Annotated in this window: 19 protein-coding genes; 10 read left to right on the top strand and 9 right to left on the bottom strand. The window is 64.6% G+C overall.

All coding sequences use genetic code 11. From position 1 onward, the window contains the following. Nucleotides 1-69 precede the first annotated feature (69 nt). Nucleotides 70-1875 carry a glycoside hydrolase family 15 protein gene (locus tag ACWKSV_RS04830; protein ID WP_076716223.1) on the top strand — a complete coding sequence of 602 codons (1806 nt, stop codon included), beginning with the start codon at nt 70-72 and terminating at the stop codon, nt 1873-1875. A 99-nt stretch (nt 1876-1974) separates the two neighbouring features. Here the strand turns inward: ACWKSV_RS04830 and ACWKSV_RS04835 are convergent, their stop codons facing one another. The 3 genes from ACWKSV_RS04835 to ACWKSV_RS04845 all read right to left on the bottom strand — a co-directional run bounded on the left by ACWKSV_RS04835 (nt 1975) and on the right by ACWKSV_RS04845 (nt 4204). After that, nucleotides 1975-2247 carry a DUF1488 family protein gene (locus ACWKSV_RS04835; RefSeq protein WP_076716225.1) on the bottom strand — a complete coding sequence of 91 codons (273 nt, stop codon included), beginning with the start codon at nt 2245-2247 and terminating at the stop codon, nt 1975-1977. Nucleotides 2248-2315: 68 nt separating this feature from the next. Beyond that, the gene (locus ACWKSV_RS04840) at nt 2316-2747 is read right to left on the bottom strand and encodes a DUF2147 domain-containing protein (RefSeq protein WP_237243356.1); all 432 of its coding nucleotides are present in this window, start codon (nt 2745-2747) and stop codon (nt 2316-2318) included. Nucleotides 2748-2869: 122 nt separating this feature from the next. After that, complete coding sequence (locus ACWKSV_RS04845; RefSeq protein ID WP_056434934.1) at nt 2870-4204, bottom strand: MFS transporter; 1335 nt, start codon at nt 4202-4204, stop codon at nt 2870-2872. Nucleotides 4205-4441: 237 nt separating this feature from the next. On the opposite strand from ACWKSV_RS04845, the gene cyoA reads away from it, so the two are divergent. The 7 genes from cyoA to ACWKSV_RS04880 are packed head-to-tail and all read left to right on the top strand — an operon-like array spanning nt 4442 to nt 11192. Continuing rightward, on the top strand, nt 4442-5587 hold the full coding sequence (cyoA, locus tag ACWKSV_RS04850) for a ubiquinol oxidase subunit II (RefSeq protein WP_156884270.1): 1146 nt from the start codon (nt 4442-4444) through the stop codon (nt 5585-5587). Between the two features lie 11 nt (nt 5588-5598). Beyond that, entirely contained in the window at nt 5599-7593 is a 1995-nt protein-coding gene (gene cyoB, locus ACWKSV_RS04855; RefSeq protein ID WP_076716229.1) for a cytochrome o ubiquinol oxidase subunit I, read from the top strand. A gap of 3 nt (nt 7594-7596) precedes the next feature. Continuing rightward, on the top strand, nt 7597-8235 hold the full coding sequence (gene cyoC, locus ACWKSV_RS04860; RefSeq protein WP_007403230.1) for a cytochrome o ubiquinol oxidase subunit III: 639 nt from the start codon (nt 7597-7599) through the stop codon (nt 8233-8235). Continuing rightward, a complete protein-coding gene (cyoD, locus tag ACWKSV_RS04865) occupies nt 8232-8639 on the top strand; it encodes a cytochrome o ubiquinol oxidase subunit IV (protein WP_076716231.1) in 408 nt (135 codons plus the stop codon). The genes cyoC and cyoD overlap by 4 nt, the downstream gene beginning before the upstream one ends. After that, nucleotides 8639-9349 carry an SURF1 family protein gene (locus ACWKSV_RS04870; protein WP_076716232.1) on the top strand — a complete coding sequence of 237 codons (711 nt, stop codon included), beginning with the start codon at nt 8639-8641 and terminating at the stop codon, nt 9347-9349. Before cyoD ends, ACWKSV_RS04870 begins: the two co-directional genes overlap by 1 nt. Next, nucleotides 9346-10656 carry an ATP-binding protein gene (locus ACWKSV_RS04875; RefSeq protein ID WP_076716234.1) on the top strand — a complete coding sequence of 437 codons (1311 nt, stop codon included), beginning with the start codon at nt 9346-9348 and terminating at the stop codon, nt 10654-10656. The genes ACWKSV_RS04870 and ACWKSV_RS04875 overlap by 4 nt, the downstream gene beginning before the upstream one ends. A gap of 2 nt (nt 10657-10658) precedes the next feature. Then, the gene (locus ACWKSV_RS04880) at nt 10659-11192 is read left to right on the top strand and encodes a response regulator transcription factor (protein ID WP_056434929.1); all 534 of its coding nucleotides are present in this window, start codon (nt 10659-10661) and stop codon (nt 11190-11192) included. Nucleotides 11193-11209: 17 nt separating this feature from the next. Here the strand turns inward: ACWKSV_RS04880 and ACWKSV_RS04885 are convergent, their stop codons facing one another. From ACWKSV_RS04885 to ACWKSV_RS04905, 5 genes are all read right to left on the bottom strand, one after another. Next, nucleotides 11210-13039 carry a DUF885 domain-containing protein gene (locus tag ACWKSV_RS04885; protein WP_483666920.1) on the bottom strand — a complete coding sequence of 610 codons (1830 nt, stop codon included), beginning with the start codon at nt 13037-13039 and terminating at the stop codon, nt 11210-11212. Nucleotides 13040-13180: 141 nt separating this feature from the next. Next, complete coding sequence (locus tag ACWKSV_RS04890; RefSeq protein ID WP_237243357.1) at nt 13181-13654, bottom strand: hypothetical protein; 474 nt, start codon at nt 13652-13654, stop codon at nt 13181-13183. A 51-nt stretch (nt 13655-13705) separates the two neighbouring features. Beyond that, a complete protein-coding gene (locus tag ACWKSV_RS04895; protein ID WP_076716239.1) occupies nt 13706-13957 on the bottom strand; it encodes a hypothetical protein in 252 nt (83 codons plus the stop codon). Continuing rightward, nucleotides 13954-14310, bottom strand: coding sequence for a phage holin family protein (locus ACWKSV_RS04900; RefSeq protein ID WP_056434925.1), 357 nt, complete (start codon nt 14308-14310; stop codon nt 13954-13956). The genes ACWKSV_RS04895 and ACWKSV_RS04900 overlap by 4 nt, the downstream gene beginning before the upstream one ends. Next, nucleotides 14307-14840, bottom strand: coding sequence for a hypothetical protein (locus tag ACWKSV_RS04905; RefSeq protein WP_156884271.1), 534 nt, complete (start codon nt 14838-14840; stop codon nt 14307-14309). Before ACWKSV_RS04905 ends, ACWKSV_RS04900 begins: the two co-directional genes overlap by 4 nt. 157 nt (nt 14841-14997) lie before the next feature. Between ACWKSV_RS04905 and eno the strand changes: the two genes are divergently transcribed. After that, nucleotides 14998-16278: a phosphopyruvate hydratase gene (gene eno, locus ACWKSV_RS04910; RefSeq protein ID WP_076716240.1), complete on the top strand. Its 1281-nt coding sequence runs from the start codon at nt 14998-15000 to the stop codon at nt 16276-16278. Nucleotides 16279-16343: 65 nt separating this feature from the next. After that, nucleotides 16344-16625: an FtsB family cell division protein gene (locus ACWKSV_RS04915; protein ID WP_089413591.1), complete on the top strand. Its 282-nt coding sequence runs from the start codon at nt 16344-16346 to the stop codon at nt 16623-16625. Between the two features lie 35 nt (nt 16626-16660). On the opposite strand, the gene ACWKSV_RS04920 is transcribed toward ACWKSV_RS04915, so the two are convergent. Next, nucleotides 16661-17485, bottom strand: coding sequence for an alpha/beta fold hydrolase (locus tag ACWKSV_RS04920; RefSeq protein ID WP_076716242.1), 825 nt, complete (start codon nt 17483-17485; stop codon nt 16661-16663). Nucleotides 17486-17591 lie beyond the last annotated feature (106 nt).

Genomic DNA, 17591 nt, shown 5'->3' on the forward strand with positions numbered 1-17591 from the left:
GTCCCACGGAGATATTATGGTTTTGGCGAGTTTCCATCGCCTAACCTGCATCAACGGAGACGCGCCCTCGTGACTTTACCCGATCAGCATCCCGAGCCGCTTCGTGACGCCGACGGGTTTCTGGACCTCGAAAATTACGCCGCGCTGGGCGACGGGCGCAGTGTCGCTTTGAGCGGTGCGGATGGCGCCATCGACTGGTGGTGCGTACCCAATATGGACTCCGCACCCCTGTTCGACCAACTGCTCGACGGGGAACGGGGCGGCACGTTTTCCATCACGCCGGTCGAGCCGTTTACCGTCGAGCGACGCTATCGGCCGGACAGCAATGTGCTGGAGACAATCTTCATCACGGCAAGCGGCCGAGCCAAGCTGGTCGAATCGCTGAATAGCGGCCCAGCTGGGCGGCTGCCCTGGGCGGAACTGGCGCGGCGGGTGGAGGGGCTGGACGGATTTGTCCGCTTCGCCATCACCCTGCGCTTCAGCCGCCGGGCGGATACGGTCAGCCCCTATTTTGCGCCTGCGGGTGGGCATAACGTCTTCCACGTCGACCGGGTGCTGGGCGTGTTCCGCCATTGCGGCGGGGTGACGATCGATACGGTCGAGGACGGCCAGGTCACCGGTACGGCGGCGGTCGGACCGGGGGATCGCGCGCGGATCGCCATCATCGCAGGCGAGGACGAGCCGCTGGTCTGCCAGGATATCGAGCAGATCGACGCGCGGATCGACCTGTCGGATTTCGAATGGCGGCAATGGACGCAAGGACTGAAGGTGCCGGAGATGCACCGCGATCGCATCCTGCGCAGCGCGTTGGCGCTCAAGCTGCTGCTCTATTCACCCACGGGCGCGATCACCGCGGCGGCGACAACCTCGCTGCCCGAGGGGATCGGCGGAAAGAAGAATTACGACTATCGCTACGCCTGGGTCCGCGACGCTGGCTATACGATCAAGGCGTTCCTGCGCATCGGCGCGCATGGCGAGGCGAAGGCTGCCTTTACCTGGTTGCTCAAGCGGCTAGGCGAGGGGGATCCGCAGGTCTGCTACACACTGGACGGCTGTCCTGTCCCGGCGGAGCGCGAGATCGCCGTCAGTGGCTATCGACATTCCAAGCCGGTGCGCGTCGGCAATCTGGCGGGCGGCCAGCACCAGCATGGCATCTACGGCGACATTTTCGAGACTGCGAGCCGCTTCGTCGCGTGCGGCAATTTCCTCGACACCTCCAGCGCCGAGACGCTGTCGCATCTGGCCGATGCGTGCGCCGATCACTGGCGGCTCCCCGATGCGGGCATCTGGGAACTGCCTGAGGAACAGCATTACACCATGTCCAAGATCAGTTGCTGGCAGGCGCTGGCTCGCGCGGTCGAGCTGGCGGACGAAGGACAGATCCCGACCACCTGCCGCGACCGCTGGGCGCGCGAGCGCGACCGGATCGAGGCATGGATCGGCGAGCATTGCTGGTCGGAAAAGCGCGGTGCCTATCTGATGCATCCCGACAGCGACGCGCTGGATGCCAGCCTGGCTTTGGCCGTACGCTTCCGTTTTGATGGGCAGGATCGTCTGGCGCGGACACTGGACGCGCTGGACAGGGAGCTTGCGTCGGGCGCTTTCCATTATCGCTATACCGGCGTCGAGAAGGAAGAGGGCTATTTCCTTGCCTGCACCTTCTGGATGATCGAGGCCCGCGCGATCCTAGGCCAGCACGAGGACGCTCAAGCTGCGTTCGACGCCGCGACCGAGGCGTTGGACAGCCATGGGGCGGGGCTCTATGCCGAGATGATCGACCCCAAGACGGGGCATTATCTAGGAAACATGCCGCAGGGGCTTACCCATCTTGCGGTCATCCAGGCTGCAGCAACCTTGGCTGGCGAGGAACTGTAGTAGTGGCGCCTAATCGGTGCCGCAGTCCTGCTGCGCAAATCCTGATCCCCGTCGGGATTTGCGCAGCGGGATGGTCAGCGGTGCGGCCAACTGGTGTACTCAGTCGAGGTCGTTCTCACTGACGACAACGAGCGATTGTTGCATGTCACGGCCGAGCGCAGTCAGGGCCGCTTCGAGAATGTCGTCGGAATAGCGCTCGAATAGCTCGACCGCGTCGCCTTCGGGTACGTCCCCGCTCAGCGCTTCCAGCATGTCATACTGGACCGCAAACTGATATTCCTCACCGTCGAGTTCCCCGACGAACTCGACCTGCCCGTCCGACACATTGTCCTCGACCGTGCCGCTTACGATCGTCAGCGCTTCTTCCGCCATGGCATTCCTTCCCAAAAGTGGCTGCGTCGGGGACGCCGCAAACGGCCTTGGGTTCCCTGAACTCCGGCTTATTTGACCCGGCGCCAGCGCTGTTCGCGGCAACCCAGGCTACCCAGCAGGCATCCCTCGCCGACGAGCGTGCGGGCGTCGATCTGGGTGATCGTGCCCTGAACCTCACGGCCGATATCGGGAACATAGACCGTACCCGACCAGCGGCCCGGCTCTTCCTCCTCGAAATCGCTGAACAGCTGCGTGCCGACCAGTCGTGGCGAGCCGCCCCGCGCGGCGTCCGCCTTGGCCTGCTCACTCGCCCAGACGACCGTCCCGCACATCAGTTCGGCATCGGGCCCGCGTCCGCACGGCGCAAAGCGGACCTGCACCGTGTTCGACGGATTGGCCCAGGTCCCGGCCGGAACCCGCGCATCCGCGGCACTCGCCGTCAACCCGATACCCATGACGGCCGCCAGCATACCCGTCGCGCGTAAAACACCCATGCTCATTGCCAGTCCTATCCCAATGCAAGTCGTTGTCAGGACGGGAATATGGGAAGCCGCCTGTATGAAAGCAAAACGGCCGACGGGTCGCCCCGCCGGCCGCTTCGATCAGATCAGAGCCGGTCCTATTACGACGCGCGCTTGGCAAGCTCCTTGTTGATGCCCAGCGCCGCCAGCGTGCCGATCGCACCCGACAGCAGATAGGCGCCTACCGCCACCAGCCCGAAATGGCTCGACAGCAACAATGCGGCGAGCGGCGCGAAGCCAGCACCGATCAGCCAGGCGAGATCCGACGTAATCGCCGCACCCGTGTAGCGACGCAGGGGCGAGAAGCCCGAATTAATCGCACCCGAGGACTGGCCAAAGCCCAGGCCGAGCAGCAGGAAGCCCAGCACGATGTAGATCGTCTCGCCGGTACCGCCTTGATCCAGCAGCGACGGCGCGAAGCCCGCAAAGGCGGCGATCGCGGCGGCCGACAGGCCCAGCAGCGTACGGCGACCGACCCGGTCGGCGATCTTGCCCGACGCCAGGATCGCAAACACGCCGACGATGCTGCCGATGATCTCGATCATCATGAAGTCCTGCGGGCGTTCCTTGTTGAACAGCACGACCCAGGACAGCGGGAACACGGTGACGATGTGGAACATCGCGAAGCTGGCCAGCGGCGCAAACGCACCCAGGAACACCGTACGACCCTCGGTGCTCAGCGTCTCGCCGACCGGTGCCGGCTGAAGCTCGCGGGTTTCGAACAGGCGCTGGAATTCGGGGGTCGCGACGATGCGCAGGCGGGCGAACAGCGCCACCACGTTGATCGCGAACGCCACGAAGAACGGGTAGCGCCAGCCCCAGTCGAGGAAGTCGGCGGTGCTGAGCGTCGTCAGGAAGAAGGCGAACAGGCCATTGGCAACCAGCAGGCCGAGCGGTGCGCCCAGCTGCGGGATCATCGCATACCAGCCGCGACGACGCTCCGGCGCGTTCAGCGACAGCAGCGAGGGCAGGCCGTCCCAGGCCCCGCCCAGCGCGAGCCCCTGCATGATGCGGAAGATGCCGAGCAGCACGGCGGCCGACGTGCCGATCTGCGCATAGCCGGGCAGGAAGGCGATCGCCATGGTCGAGCCACCGAGCAGGAACAGCGCGATGGTCAGCTTGACGCCGCGGCCCAGATTGCGGTCGACCGCCATGAAGATGAAGGTGCCGATCGGACGCGCGATGAACGCCAGCGAGAACAGCGCGAACGAATAGATCGTGCCGGTCAGCGCGTCGACATACGGGAAGATCAGCGACGGGAACACCAGCACCGAGGCGATGGCGTACACGAAGAAGTCGAAGAACTCCGACGTGCGCCCGATGATGACGCCGATGGCGATATCGCCCGGCGCGACGTGGTGCGGATCGCGGGCATTGACCAGCCGCGCGTCCCGCTCAAGGGGCGTCGAGGTCGATGCGGTTAACTCTGCGCTCATCAGCTGCCAGTCCTGACTTCTTCCAAGTTATTGAAGCGGATCAGTTGCAGTGCAAAAAGACCGCGCATGACCGCCATTGTGCTGCGCCTATGCGCCTTTCCGGACGATGGGGGGATTGGACAAACTGTCCAATGTGCGCAGGTGCAGCAAAGGCGTAGCGGCCCCTGTCATATGTCTCATTCGTCGAGCCTTGCGCGCCTGCGCCCTCTTCGCTGGGCCGCCTTGCCCCTCCTGGCCATGCTGGGGGGATGCGACGCGGTCGTGCTCAACCCTGCCGGTGACGTCGCCGTGCAGCAACGCGATCTGGTGTTGATCGCGACGGCCCTGATGCTGCTCATCATCATTCCGGTGATGGCGCTGACGGTGCTGTTCGCGTGGCGCTATCGCAAGAGCAATACCGAAGCCGAATATGATCCGGAGTTCGACCACTCCACCATGCTGGAGCTGGTGATCTGGTCGGCGCCGCTGCTCATCATCATCTGCCTGGGCGCGGTGACGTGGACCAGCACCCATCTGCTCGATCCCTATCGTCCGATCGAGCGCACCGCGCCGGGGCAGCCGGTTGCGGCGGGCGTCAAGCCGCTGGAGGTCCAGGTCGTCGCGCTCGACTGGAAGTGGCTGTTCATCTATCCGGAGCAAGGCATCGCGACGGTCAACGAGCTGGCTCTGCCGGTCGACCGGCCCGTCGAGTTCCGCCTGACCGGCACCTCGGTGATGAACGCCTTCTACGTCCCCGCGATGGCGGGCATGATCTACACCATGCCCGGCATGGAGACGAAGCTGCACGCGGTCATGAACCGCGAGGGCACGTTCAAGGGGCTGTCGTCGCACTATAGCGGCGCGGGCTTCTCGGGCATGAACTTCCCCGTCTTCGCGCTTCAGTCGAGCGGCTTCGACCAGTGGGTCGAGAAGGTCCGCACGTCGCAGGCCGGGCAGGGCAAGGGCCAGGGTCAGCTGACCCGCGCCGCCTTCCTGACCGTCGAGAAGCCGAGCGAGTATGTCCCGGCGATGTACTATAGCGGCGTTCAGGGCGGCCTGTTCAACCGCGTCGTCAACCGCTGCGTCGCGGACAATACCCCCTGCATGTCGGACGTGATGATGCACGACCGCATGACCGGTGGCGGCGATCCGCACAAGATGAAGGTCGGCGAGGGCAATCCGCCCGTCAACAATACCGGCCCGATGCACGGTGAGCGGACAAAGGGTGCGCTCGAAAAGTCGCCCGAGGAAATCCAGACCTCGCCCCACCAGAGCAAGGAGCCGCTGCCGTCGAACGGCGTGCAGCAGCCGGGTGACATGAAGAACCGTCGCATGTCTTTCCTTTCCATCCCGCAGACCCCCGGCCCGCAGACCTTTGGTCATGCCGGTGCGGGTCGCGGCTGAGGCACGCCATCATGGAACACATCATAAAGACCATCTTCGGACGGCTATCGATCGAGTCGCTGCCGATCCACGAGCCCATCGTCGTCGGCACCTTCCTGGGCGTCGCGGTCGGCGGGATCGCGGTGCTGGCGCTCATCACCAAGTTCAAGCTGTGGGGCTATCTCTGGAAGGAGTGGTTCACCACCGTCGATCACAAGCGGATCGGGATCATGTACATGATCCTGGGCATCGTGATGCTGCTGCGCGGCTTTGCCGACGCGCTGATGATGCGCGGGCAGCAGGCAATCGCGTTCGGCGACAACCAGGGCTTCCTGAATTCGCACCACTATGATCAGGTGTTCACCGCCCACGGCGTCATCATGATCTTCTTCGTGGCGATGCCGATCATCACCGGCCTGATGAACTATGTCGTGCCGCTCCAGATCGGCGCCCGCGACGTGTCCTTCCCGTATCTCAACAATCTGAGCTTCTGGATGACGGCAGGCGGCGTGGTGCTGGTCATGGCCTCGCTGTTCATCGGCGAGTTCGCACGCACCGGCTGGTTGGCCTTCCCGCCCTTGTCGGAGCTTGATTTCAGTCCCGATGTCGGTGTCGACTATTATATCTGGGCGTTGCAGGTGGCGGGTGTCGGTACGACCCTGTCGGGCATCAACCTGATCGCGACCATCATCAAGATGCGCGCGCCGGGCATGACCATGATGAAGCTGCCGGTGTTCTGCTGGACCTCGCTGTGTGCGAACGTCCTGATCGTCGCCAGCTTCCCCGTGCTGACCGCCACGCTCGTCCTGCTGTCGCTCGACCGTTATGTCGGCACCAACTTCTTCACGAACAACCTCGGCGGCAACCCGATGATGTACGTGAACCTGATCTGGATCTGGGGTCACCCGGAGGTGTACATCCTGATCCTGCCGCTGTTCGGCGTGTTCTCGGAAGTCACCTCGACCTTCTCGGGCAAGCGTCTGTTCGGCTACACCTCGATGGTCTACGCCACGATCGTCATCACGATCCTGTCGTACCTGGTCTGGCTGCACCACTTCTTCACCATGGGGTCCGGCGCCAGCGTCAACTCGTTCTTCGGCATCACCACCATGGTGATCTCGATCCCGACGGGTGCGAAGATCTTCAACTGGCTGTTCACCATGTACAAGGGGCGCATCCGGTTCGAACTGCCGATGATGTGGACCATCGCGTTCATGCTGACCTTCTCGATCGGTGGCATGACCGGCGTTCTGCTGGCCGTTCCGCCTGCCGACTTCGTGCTGCACAACTCGCTGTTCCTGATCGCGCACTTCCACAACGTGATCATCGGCGGCGTGCTGTTCGGCGCCTTCGCCGCGATCAACTACTGGTGGCCCAAGGCCTTCGGGTTCAAGCTCAACCAGTTCTGGGGCAAGGTGTCGTTCTGGCTGTGGGTCGTCGGTTTCTGGGTCGCCTTCACGCCGCTCTACATCATGGGTCTGATGGGCGTGACGCGTCGTCTGCACCATTTCGAGGACCCGTCGCTCCAGATCTACTTCATCGTCGCCCTGCTGGGGGCGCTGATGATCGCGGGTGGCATCGGCGCCTTCCTGGTTCAGATCGGCGTGTCGATCTGGAAGAAGGAAGAGCTGCGCGACGTGACGGGCGATCCCTGGGACGGCCGCACCCTGGAATGGGCGACCTCGTCGCCGCCGCCGGACTACAACTTCGCGTTCACGCCCGTCATCCATGAGCTGGATGCCTGGTACGACATGAAGGACAAGAAGGCCGAGGCGCCGGTGGACGGCTACCGTCCGATCCACATGCCGAAGAACACGGGCACCGGCGTCATCATCGCCGCCCTGTCGACGGCCGCCGGGTTCGGCATGATCTGGTACATGTGGTGGCTCGCCGCCCTTGGCCTGATCGGTGTCGTTGTCGTCGCCATCTGGCACACGTTCAACTATGACCGCGACTATTACATTCCCGTCGAGGAAGTCGTGGCTACGGAAAGCGAGCGGCGTCGTCTGCTCGGGCAGGGGGCCTGATCCATGTCGACCGACGTTCTGAGCGCCGATCCGGCCAAGAACCCGACCTATTATCTGGTCGAGGACGAGGATCATCATCACGAATCCGGTGGCTCGACGGCCATCGGCTTCTGGATGTACTTGATGAGCGACTGCCTCATCTTCGCCATCCTGTTCGCTACCTACGGCGTGCTGGGCACCAGCTATGCGGGCGGTCCGACCCCGCGGGAGATTTTCGAGCTCCCGCTGGTCGCGCTCAACACCTCGATGCTGCTGCTGTCGTCGATCACCTATGGCTTCGCCATGATCGCGATGGAGAAGAACCAGAAGTCGAACACGCTGATCTGGCTGGGCATCACCGGCCTGTTCGGTCTCGCCTTTCTGTCGATCGAACTCTACGAATTCGCCAACCTCATCCATGAGGGCGCGGGTCCGCAGCGTTCGGCCTTCCTGTCGTCCTTCTTCACGCTGGTCGGGACGCACGGTCTGCACGTCACCTTCGGTTCGATCTGGCTGGTCACGCTGATGGTGCAGGTCGGTCGCTTCGGCCTGATCGAGGCGAACAAGCGCCGCCTGATGTGCCTGTCCATGTTCTGGCACTTTCTGGACGTCGTCTGGATCGGCGTCTTCACCTTTGTCTATCTGCTCGGAGTTCTCCGGTGAGCGCGCACAAGCCCCACGGTCACGGCGATCACGCCAATCTGGACCATGATCTCCACTCGCATGGCGACACGCACGGTCATGGCTCGATGAAGGGCTATATGATCGGGTTCGTGCTGTCGGTGATCCTGACGGCCATCCCGTTCTGGGCGGTCATGACCGGCGCGCTGGGCGATACCCAGACGACCGCGCTGGTCATCATGGGCCTGGCCTTCGTCCAGATCGTCGTCCACATGATCTACTTCCTCCACATGAACACCAAGTCGGAGGGTGGCTGGACGATGATGGCGCTGGTCTTTACGGCCGTGCTGGTCGTCATCACGCTCAGCGGATCGATCTGGGTCATGTATCACATGAACACCAACATGATGCCGGACATGGCCGCCCAACTGGGCGGCGGCATGTAATGGCCGATGCTGGCGTGAGCGGCGAGCGGCGTGGCCGTTCGCCACTGACGCTGGCGATCCTGACCGCGATCGGCGTGGCGCTGATCGCGGCTTTTCTTTCGCTCGGGCTGTGGCAGTTGCAGCGCCGGGTTTGGAAGCTGAACCTGATCGCGACGGTGGAGGCGAGGCTCCAGGCCCCTCCCGTCGCGGCTCCCCCCACGGCTCAGGCCTCCGACGCCTATACCCGCGTGACGGCCGAGGGGCGTTTTCGCAACGACTGCGAAACCTATGTCCAGGCCGTGACCGAGCGCGGGCCGGGTTTCTGGGTACTGACACCATTGGTCGGCCCCCGCTTCACCGTAATCGTCAATCGCGGCTTCGTGCCCGCCGAGAAGCGGGCCGATCATAGTCGCCCTGACGGCCCCGTTCGTATCACCGGGCTTTTGCGCGTTACGGAGCCGGGTGGTGCCTTCCTCCGGTCGAACGATCCCGCTGCCGATCGCTGGTACTCGCGCGATGTCGCCGCGATTGCCGAGGCCAAGCGGCTTGGCCCGGTCGCGCCCTATTTCATCGACGCCGACAAAACGACCAATCCCGGCGGGTATCCCGTCGGCGGGCTGACGGTCGTGGCGTTCCGGAACAGCCATCTTTCCTATGCCCTGACCTGGTTCGCGCTGGCGATCCTGACGGTGGTCGGCATCGTCATCCTCTGGCGGCGAGGTCGTGAGTGACCTCGGGCGATCCGCCCTTCCTGCCCTTTACCGTGCGCCCACGCGAGCCCGACGCGGCTGCGGGCACGGCCAATATGCGCCAGCTTATCCATCTGCGCTGGATGGCGGTGGCGGGGCAGTTGATAACGATCCTGTTCGTCAACCGCGTCATGGGGGTCCAGCTCCCCATTCCCGCGATGATGGGCGTGCTGGTGATGGCGGCCGCGATCAATCTGCTCAGCTATTTCCGGCTGCGCTTCCACCGGATCACCAACACCGAACTTCTGTTCGCCCTGATGTTCGACGTCGGCACGCTGACGCTTCAGCTGTTCCTGGCGGGCGGTGCGACCAATCCGTTCATTTCGCTCTATCTGATCCAGGTGGTTCTGGGCGCGGTGTTGCTGGAGACATGGTCGGCCTGGGCGTTGGCCGGGATTACCGGGCTTTGCTTTGGATTGCTGTCGCTCCATCACCGGCCGCTTGCCTTTCCGCCCTGGTTGTTCGGCGATATTGCCGGGCTGCATACGCTGGGCAACTGGCTGGGCTTTGCGCTGGTCACGGGGCTGCTGATCCTGTTCGTCACCCGGATCAGCCACAATATGCGCCTCAGCGCCGCACGGCTGGCGGACCTGCGTCAGCAGGCGTCGGAGGAGGAGCATATCGTCCGCATGGGCCTGCTCGCCTCGGGCGCGGCGCATGAGCTGGGCACGCCTCTGGCCAGCCTGTCGGTGATCCTCAGCGATTGGCGGCGCGTCCCCAAGCTGCGCGACGATGCCGAACTGATGGGCGAGATCGCCGAGATGCAGGCCGAGGTGCAGCGCTGCAAGGCGATCGTGACCCGTATCCTGCAATCGGCGGGCGAACCCCGCGGCGAGGCGGCCGAACTCTCGGAGGTCGGACGCTTCATCGACACCATCGTCGACGAATGGCGACAGAGCCATGCCCAGGTCGCGCTCGACTATCAGCGCACCGATGACGACGCCGCGATCGTCTCCGACCCCGCGATCAAGCAGGCGGTATGGAACGTCCTCGACAATGCCGCCGAAGCCTCGCCGCAGTGGGTCGGCCTGACCGTCGCGCGCGAGGGCGGGGCGGTGGCGGTCCGCGTTACCGATCGCGGGCCGGGCTTTACCCCGGCAACATTGTCGCAGGTCGGGCGGCCACAACAATCGACCAAGGGCGAGGGCCACGGCGTCGGGCTGTTCCTCGTGTCCAGTGTCGTCCGCAAATTGGGCGGCCGGGTCGAGGCGGCGAACCGGGTCGAGGGTGGCGCGATCGTCACGCTCACCCTACCTTTAAGTATGATCGGCGTATCGGATCGGGAGTAGAGATGGACGAAGACCGTTCATTGGTGATCGTCGAGGATGACGAGACCTTCGCGCGGACCCTGCAGCGTTCGTTCGAGCGTCGCGGCTACCGCGTGTGGGTGGCCGCCAGTCCGGATGCGCTGCGCGAGGTGTTGAGCACGACCACGCCGCGTTATGCGGTGGTCGACCTGAAGCTGGGGCAGGCGTCGGGCCTGGCCTGTGTGCAGACGCTGCACGCACATGATCCCGAGATGCTGATCGTCGTGCTGACCGGCTTTGCCAGCATCGCGACGGCGGTGGAGGCGATCAAGCTGGGCGCGTGCCACTATCTCGCCAAGCCGTCCAATACCGATGATATCGAGGCTGCGTTCCACAAGGCAAGCGGCGACGCGACGACCGCGATCACCGACCGGCCCAGTTCGATCAAGACGCTGGAATGGGAGCGGATCAACGAGACGCTGGCCGAGACGAACTTCAACATCTCGGAAACCGCCAGGCGTCTCGGTATGCACCGTCGCACCCTCGCGCGGAAACTGGAGAAGCGCCACGTCCCCTGACGTGGCGCTTGCCCCGATCAGCGGCGCTTTTCGGCCGCGATCCAGTCGGCGATCTTCTTTTCCAGCACCGGCATCGGCAGCGCGCCGGTGTCGAGCACCTCGGCATGGAAACGGCGGGGATCGAACTTCGTACCCAGCTCGGCCTTGGCCTGCGCCTTCAACCGGCTGATCGTCAGCTGGCCGATCTTATAGGCCAAGGCCTGGCCCGGAATGGCGATGTAACGCTCGACCTCGGCGGTCGCATCGGTGCGCGCCATGGGCGAGTTGGCAAGCATATAGTCGATCGCCTGATCGCGGGTCCAACCCTTGGCATGGATGCCGGTATCGACGACCAGCCGCATCGCGCGCAGCATCTCGTCGTTCAGGCCGCCCATCCGCTGATAGGGATCGGTTTCCATGCCCAGGTCGGGCCACAGCGTCTCGGCATAGAGGGCCCAGCCCTCGGCATAGGCGGTGTTGCCGCCGAAGCGCATGAAGGCGGGAAGCGCCGCATTTTCCTGCGCCAGGCTGATCTGGAAATGATGCCCCGGCACCGCTTCGTGGAGATAGAGCGTCTCCATCTCCCACATATAGCGTGAGGGGAGGTCATAGGTGTTGTAGTAGAAGACACCCGGCCGTGTGCCGTCCGGGGTGCCGCCCTGATAGGAGCCACCGGCATCGGTCTTTTCCTTGAAGGCCGGGACCGGACGGATTTCGAGCGGTGTTTTGGGGATCAGCGAGAATTGTTCGCGGATGCGCGCATCGACACGGCGGCCGATCGCCTCATAGCCTTCGCGAAGCTGTGCCGCGCTCTTGGGCGCGAAACGCGGGTCGGTGCGCAGGAAGGTGAAGAACTCCGCCAAACTGCCCTTGAAGCCGACAGCCTGCTTCTGGACCTCCATTGCCTTCAGGATACGCGCGACCTCGGACAGGCCGAGCTGATGCACGTCCTCGGCCTTGAGGGGCAGGGTGGTGTTCTGTTCGATCAGATAGGCATAGAGCCTGTCGCCGCCCGGCATCCCCGACAGGCCGACCGTATCGCGCGCCACCGGCAGATAGGTGTCGGCCAGGAAGGCCCGCATCCGCTGCTCGGCGGGTACGATGACGTCGCGGATCTGCGCGGCATAGGCGGCCTTCAGCCGTGCCTGCTCGGCCGCCGGGACGGTGGCGGGGAAATTCTGGACCGGGCCGTAGAAGGTCGACTTCTCGACCGGCACGGCAAGCAGATTGTCGAATTGGGCGATCATGTTGCGCACGACCAGCTTGGGCTGGACGATGCCGCTTGCCATGCCCTGCCGAAAGCGGGTGATCGCCTCGTCCAGCAGGCGGGCATATTCGACGTTGCGCTTCAGGTTGTTTTCGTAATCGGCCACCGTGTTGAACGGCGCGGCGCCCTGGCCCGAGGCGAATTCGGGGTAGAAGGTCTGGATGCCGTAGAAGTGATCCATGGGTCGTACGATCGTCAGCGCGACGATGGCCGGATCGAAGCCCCTCAGCGTCGTCTCGCCCTGCTGCTTGAAGACGTCATAAGCGACCTGGTTGGTCGGGGTCAGCCTGGCCCGATCGATCTGGCCCAGGGCCTTCAGGTCCTTCTCGGTCGCCGTGCGCTCGGCCGCGATATAGGCGTCGGAAAAGAAATCGCCGATCCGGTCGGCCCGGCGCATGTCGCCTCGGAAGATGCCGCTGATCGGGTTGCGCGCCAGGCTCGCTTCGTCGCTGTCATGGAAAAGCTGCTTGAGCCGGGCGTCCTCCTTGCCCTCACCGGGTTGAGGCGCCGCGATGGGCGTGGCCTGCGCCTGGACGGTGGCGGGGGCGCTCAGCGAGAGGGCGGCGAGGACGATGGCGAGGGAGGAAGAGCGCAAGCGGATATCCCGGTGAGAGCGTTGGAGCGATCTTGGTAGAAAGCCCCGTTCGCACCCGCAAGCCGTTGCGGCATAACCCCAAAAAAGAAGCGCCCCGTGATCGCCATCGGATCGCGGGGCGCCGTCTGCCCAGCATGGGGGGCGAGCTTAGACCGACGTCTTGTTCGTCGCCGCCTTGGCCGCGGCCGACCCGGCATTGCTGGCAGCCTTGACCACATCGTCGAACAGCGACTTTGCGCGGTCCTTGGCGGCGTCCTTGGTCAGACCGGCTTCCTCTAATTCACGAAGACCCGTCTCGCGCGCGGCCTGGGTCGCTTGGCGAAACGTCTCGCCCAGCTTCTTGCCGAGCGGGGTGAGCAATTCCTTTTCGCGCGCCGAACGCGGGATCAGCGCGCCCGCGATCACGCCGACGACCAAGCCGCCGACGAGGATGCCGAGCGGATTGGATTCGATCGAACGAGCCGTCTTGTGTGCCAGCTCGCCTGCCTTGTCCTTGGACGTGTGGAGCGCGGTTGCGGCCTTGTCCTTCGCGTCATGATAGGCCTGCGACGCGGTTTCGCGCGTGTGGTCGATCTTTTCGCGGAGGGCAGTCTGCTGATCCTGGTGGGTTTCGGTGGTCATTGCGAACATCCTTCTGGGCCGTGTCGCGAGGGCGCGCCCCCGCGAACCAAATCAGCGTTTACGCTTGAACAGGCGGGCGATCCGCCGACGATTGAGGAAGAGGCCGAGCACGGCCACGCCGCCAGCGACGGCGGCAGGGTTGCTCTTCGCGGACTCGAGGCCGCACTTCGCGGCCGTGACGCTTGCCTCACGTGCCTGCGCGGCCAGTGCCTGCGGCTCCAGCTTCGCCTGGATGCGCGATGCGGTGGCGTTCAGCCGCTCGCGTGCCTCGGCCGCGCGGATTTCCGCTTCTGCGACGGTCATGCGCCACCTCCCGACAGACGGGACTTGCCCATCATCGCCAAAATGCCGGCAATGATGACGACCACGCCGACGACAATCAGCGTCGCCGCGAACGGCCCGGTCGCCGGCGCCAGTGCGAAGATCAGGCCGACGAGCAACGCGATCAGCGCCGACAGGCCCAGCACCGCTGCGACCCCGAAGAAGATCGCCGCGCTACGATAGCGTCCGATCTTGTCGGTCGCGCGGGCCTTCGCCAGATCGATCTCGGCGGTGATGAACGTACGCCCATCATCGACGAGCTGCGACACCAGCGAAGTCAGCGTCTCCGGCTCGGGCGATACCGCCGTCCGCAGGGTTTCGACGACGCGGGTCACGCGGAGGCGTCGACCGACTGGCGGGTTTCGACACCCGACTGGACCACGCGCGCCAGCGCGAAGCCGAGGGCGGCGGCAATGCCGATCGCGACCGCCGGGCTCTTGGTGACGAAGGCGCGGGCGTCGTCGAGCAGTTCCTTGACGTCCTTGTCCTTGATCGCACCCGACAGCGAGGTCACGGTGTCGGCAGCCGAGCGGGCATATTGGCCATATTGGTTGCCCAGCTTCTCGTCGACTTGCCCGGCCGCGTCGTTCAGCAACTGCGCAACCTGGTCGAGTGCGGAACCGGCCTTGGCCTTGCCGTCACCGGCCAGTGCCTGAATCTTGTCGACCGCCTGCTGCTGGAACTTGCTGGCGCCGTCCTTCACCTGCTGCTTGGCGTCGGCGAGACCGGCCTTCGTCGTCGAAGCATCGGTGTCCGATACCAGCGGGGCGTTCGGGGCGGCCACTTCCGGCGCGACCGCGATGTTGGCGCCGAAACCGGGCGTCGCGGTGTTAGCGGCGGGGAAGGTGCTGTCGGTGTCAGCCATCGAAAAACCCTTTCGTTACGGCCCGGGCGAACGGGCGGTTTGCGTCTTAACCCCGGCAATGGAAGCACGGTTCCATGATTTTACCGCAATTGCCCTTCGCACAGTCACACGGTAGAGCCGCGCCGAGACCACTAGGCTGATGTAGGAGCATCGTTACGTGACCGCAATCATCGACATCCACGCGCGTCAAATCCTGGACAGCCGGGGCAATCCCACCGTCGAAGTCGACGTGCTGCTCGAAGACGGCAGCTTCGGCCGCGCTGCCGTTCCCTCGGGCGCATCGACCGGCGCGCATGAAGCCGTCGAGAAGCGCGACGGCGACAAGAGCCGCTGGATGGGCAAGGGCGTCGAAGCCGCGGTCGAAGCGGTCAACGACGAGATCACCGACGCGATCCTGGGCATGGACGCCGAGGATCAGGCCGATCTCGACCGCGCCATGATCGAGCTGGACGGCACCGAGAACAAGGGCCGCCTGGGCGCGAACGCCATCCTGGGCGTCAGCCTGGCGGCGGCCAAGGCCGCGTCCGAAGCGCGGGGCCTGCCGCTCTACAAATATGTCGGTGGCGTCTCGGCGCATCTGCTGCCGGTGCCGATGATGAACATCATCAATGGCGGCGAGCATGCGGACAATCCGATCGATTTCCAGGAATTCATGATCATGCCGGTCGGTGCGGCGAACATCATGGAAGCGGTCCGCTGCGGCTCGGAAATCTTCCACACGCTGAAGAAGGCGCTGCACGAAAAGGGCCTGGCGACCGGCGTGGGCGATGAGGGCGGCTTTGCCCCCAACATCGCCTCGACCACCGAAGCGCTCGACTTCATCATGGCATCCGTCGAGAAGGCCGGGTACAAGCCGGGCGACGACGTGATGATCGCGCTCGACTGCGCGGCGACCGAGTTCTTCAAGGACGGCAAGTACAATATCTCGGGCGAGGGCAAGATCCTGTCGAGCCATGAGATGGCCGAGTATCTCGCCGACCTGACCCGCCGGTACCCGATCCTGTCGATCGAAGACGGCATGGCCGAGGACGACTGGGAGGGCTGGAAGGCGCTGACCGACCTGATCGGCGACAAGGTGCAGCTGGTCGGCGACGATCTGTTCGTCACCAACCCCAAGCGCCTGAAGAAGGGCATCGAGGGCGGCTATGCCAACTCGCTGCTGGTGAAGGTCAACCAGATCGGCACGCTGACCGAGACACTGGAGGCCGTGTCGCTGGCGCAGCGTTCGCGCTACACCGCCGTCATGTCGCACCGTTCGGGCGAAACCGAGGACGCGACCATCGCCGATCTGGCGGTCGCCACCAACTGCGGTCAGATCAAAACGGGCTCGCTGGCGCGTTCGGACCGGCTCGCCAAGTACAATCAGCTGATCCGCATCGAGGAAGAGCTGGGTGACTCGGCGCGCTACGCCGGTCGCGATATTCTCATCCGCGCTTGAAATCGGAAGGCGACGGAACGATTATGGTTGCCGTGACCAAGAAACCGTCGCCTTTCATCCGGACCATGCGGCGGGCCGCGCTGCCCGCTCTTGGTCTGACGATCGTTGCCTTTTTCGGTGCCTATGCGGTGCTGGGGCGCAACGGCCTGCTCGCTTATGGCGAGTATCAGCGCCAGCTGGTCAAGCGGGAGCATGACTATGCCGCGCTCGACAAGCGACGGACGGTGTTGAAGAACAGGGTGGCGCTGCTCGATCCGGACCATGCCAATCCGGACATGGTCGACGAGATGGTCCGCAAGGAACTGAACGTCGCCCATCCGGACGAGGTCATCGTTCCCCTGAAGTGAAAAAGGGCGGCCCCGCAAGGCCGCCCTTTTCCGTATCACCGACCCAGGAAGGTCAGCAGGTCGCTGGTGAGGCGGTCGCTGTGCGTGACGTTCAGCCCGTGCGGCGCGCCGTCATATTCGACGAGTTGCGAATGCGCGATGCCCGCCGCTGCGGCGCGGCCCGCCGCATCGATCGGCACGGTCTGATCGCCGGTCCCATGCACGATCAGCGTCGGCACGCGGAACGCGGACAGGTCGGGACGGAAATCCGTCTGGCTGAACGACTCGGCGCAGGCCAGCGTCGGCTTGAGCCCCGCCTGCATCGCCACGCTCGTCGCCCAATCGAGCACATCGTCGCTGACCGGGCTGCTGATGAAGCCCACGCCGAAGAACTGCTTGAAGAAGGTGTGGCGCAGGAAATTGGCGCGGTCGTCGCGCAGGCCCTGGCCGATCTGGTCGAACACCGACTGGTCGGTGCCGTGGGGATTATCGTCGGTTTTGAGCATGTAGGGCACGACCGAGGCGATGAGCCCGGCCGCGACCACGCCCTTGCCGTCATGGCGGCTCATATAGCGGGCGACTTCACCGCCGCCCATCGAGAAGCCGATGATCGCCGCGTCCTGCGCGCCCGTCGCCTCCAGCACATCGGCCAGATCGTCGGACAGCGTGTCATAGTCGTACCCCGACCACGGCTGGCCCGAGCGTCCGAAGCCACGCCGGTCATAGGCGATGGCGCGGAACCCGGCCTCGGCCAGCGCCATCATCTGGGCGTCCCACATGTCCGCCGAGAGCGGCCAGCCATGGAGCAGCACGACGGGGCGTCCCTCACCCCAGTCCTTGACATAGATGTCGGTTCCGTCGCGGGTCTTCACATAAGGCATCGTCTGCTCCTGCGCATATGGCGATAAGGCGGGAGGTGAACGGGCCGGTCGTGCGGCCGTTCCGTATCCCCGGCGATTGCAGAGCGTCATGGAGTCCAACGATCCC

The sequence above is a fragment of the Sphingomonas sp. SphC10 genome (assembly GCF_057004845.1).

Coding starts and splice junctions, on each gene's coding strand:
- ACWKSV_RS04845 (WP_056434934.1), bottom strand. CDS start 4,204: ATGAGCGCAGAGTTAACCGCATCGACCTCGACGCCCCTTGAGCGGGAC.
- ACWKSV_RS04835 (WP_076716225.1), bottom strand. CDS start 2,247: ATGGCGGAAGAAGCGCTGACGATCGTAAGCGGCACGGTCGAGGACAAT.
- ACWKSV_RS04870 (WP_076716232.1), top strand. CDS start 8,639: ATGGCCGATGCTGGCGTGAGCGGCGAGCGGCGTGGCCGTTCGCCACTG.
- ACWKSV_RS04840 (WP_237243356.1), bottom strand. CDS start 2,747: ATGAGCATGGGTGTTTTACGCGCGACGGGTATGCTGGCGGCCGTCATG.
- cyoA (WP_156884270.1), top strand. CDS start 4,442: ATGCTGGGGGGATGCGACGCGGTCGTGCTCAACCCTGCCGGTGACGTC.
- ACWKSV_RS04895 (WP_076716239.1), bottom strand. CDS start 13,957: ATGACCGTCGCAGAAGCGGAAATCCGCGCGGCCGAGGCACGCGAGCGG.
- ACWKSV_RS04880 (WP_056434929.1), top strand. CDS start 10,659: ATGGACGAAGACCGTTCATTGGTGATCGTCGAGGATGACGAGACCTTC.
- cyoC (WP_007403230.1), top strand. CDS start 7,597: ATGTCGACCGACGTTCTGAGCGCCGATCCGGCCAAGAACCCGACCTAT.
- cyoB (WP_076716229.1), top strand. CDS start 5,599: ATGGAACACATCATAAAGACCATCTTCGGACGGCTATCGATCGAGTCG.
- ACWKSV_RS04890 (WP_237243357.1), bottom strand. CDS start 13,654: ATGACCACCGAAACCCACCAGGATCAGCAGACTGCCCTCCGCGAAAAG.
- ACWKSV_RS04920 (WP_076716242.1), bottom strand. CDS start 17,485: ATGCCTTATGTGAAGACCCGCGACGGAACCGACATCTATGTCAAGGAC.
- ACWKSV_RS04905 (WP_156884271.1), bottom strand. CDS start 14,840: ATGGCTGACACCGACAGCACCTTCCCCGCCGCTAACACCGCGACGCCC.
- ACWKSV_RS04915 (WP_089413591.1), top strand. CDS start 16,344: ATGCGGCGGGCCGCGCTGCCCGCTCTTGGTCTGACGATCGTTGCCTTT.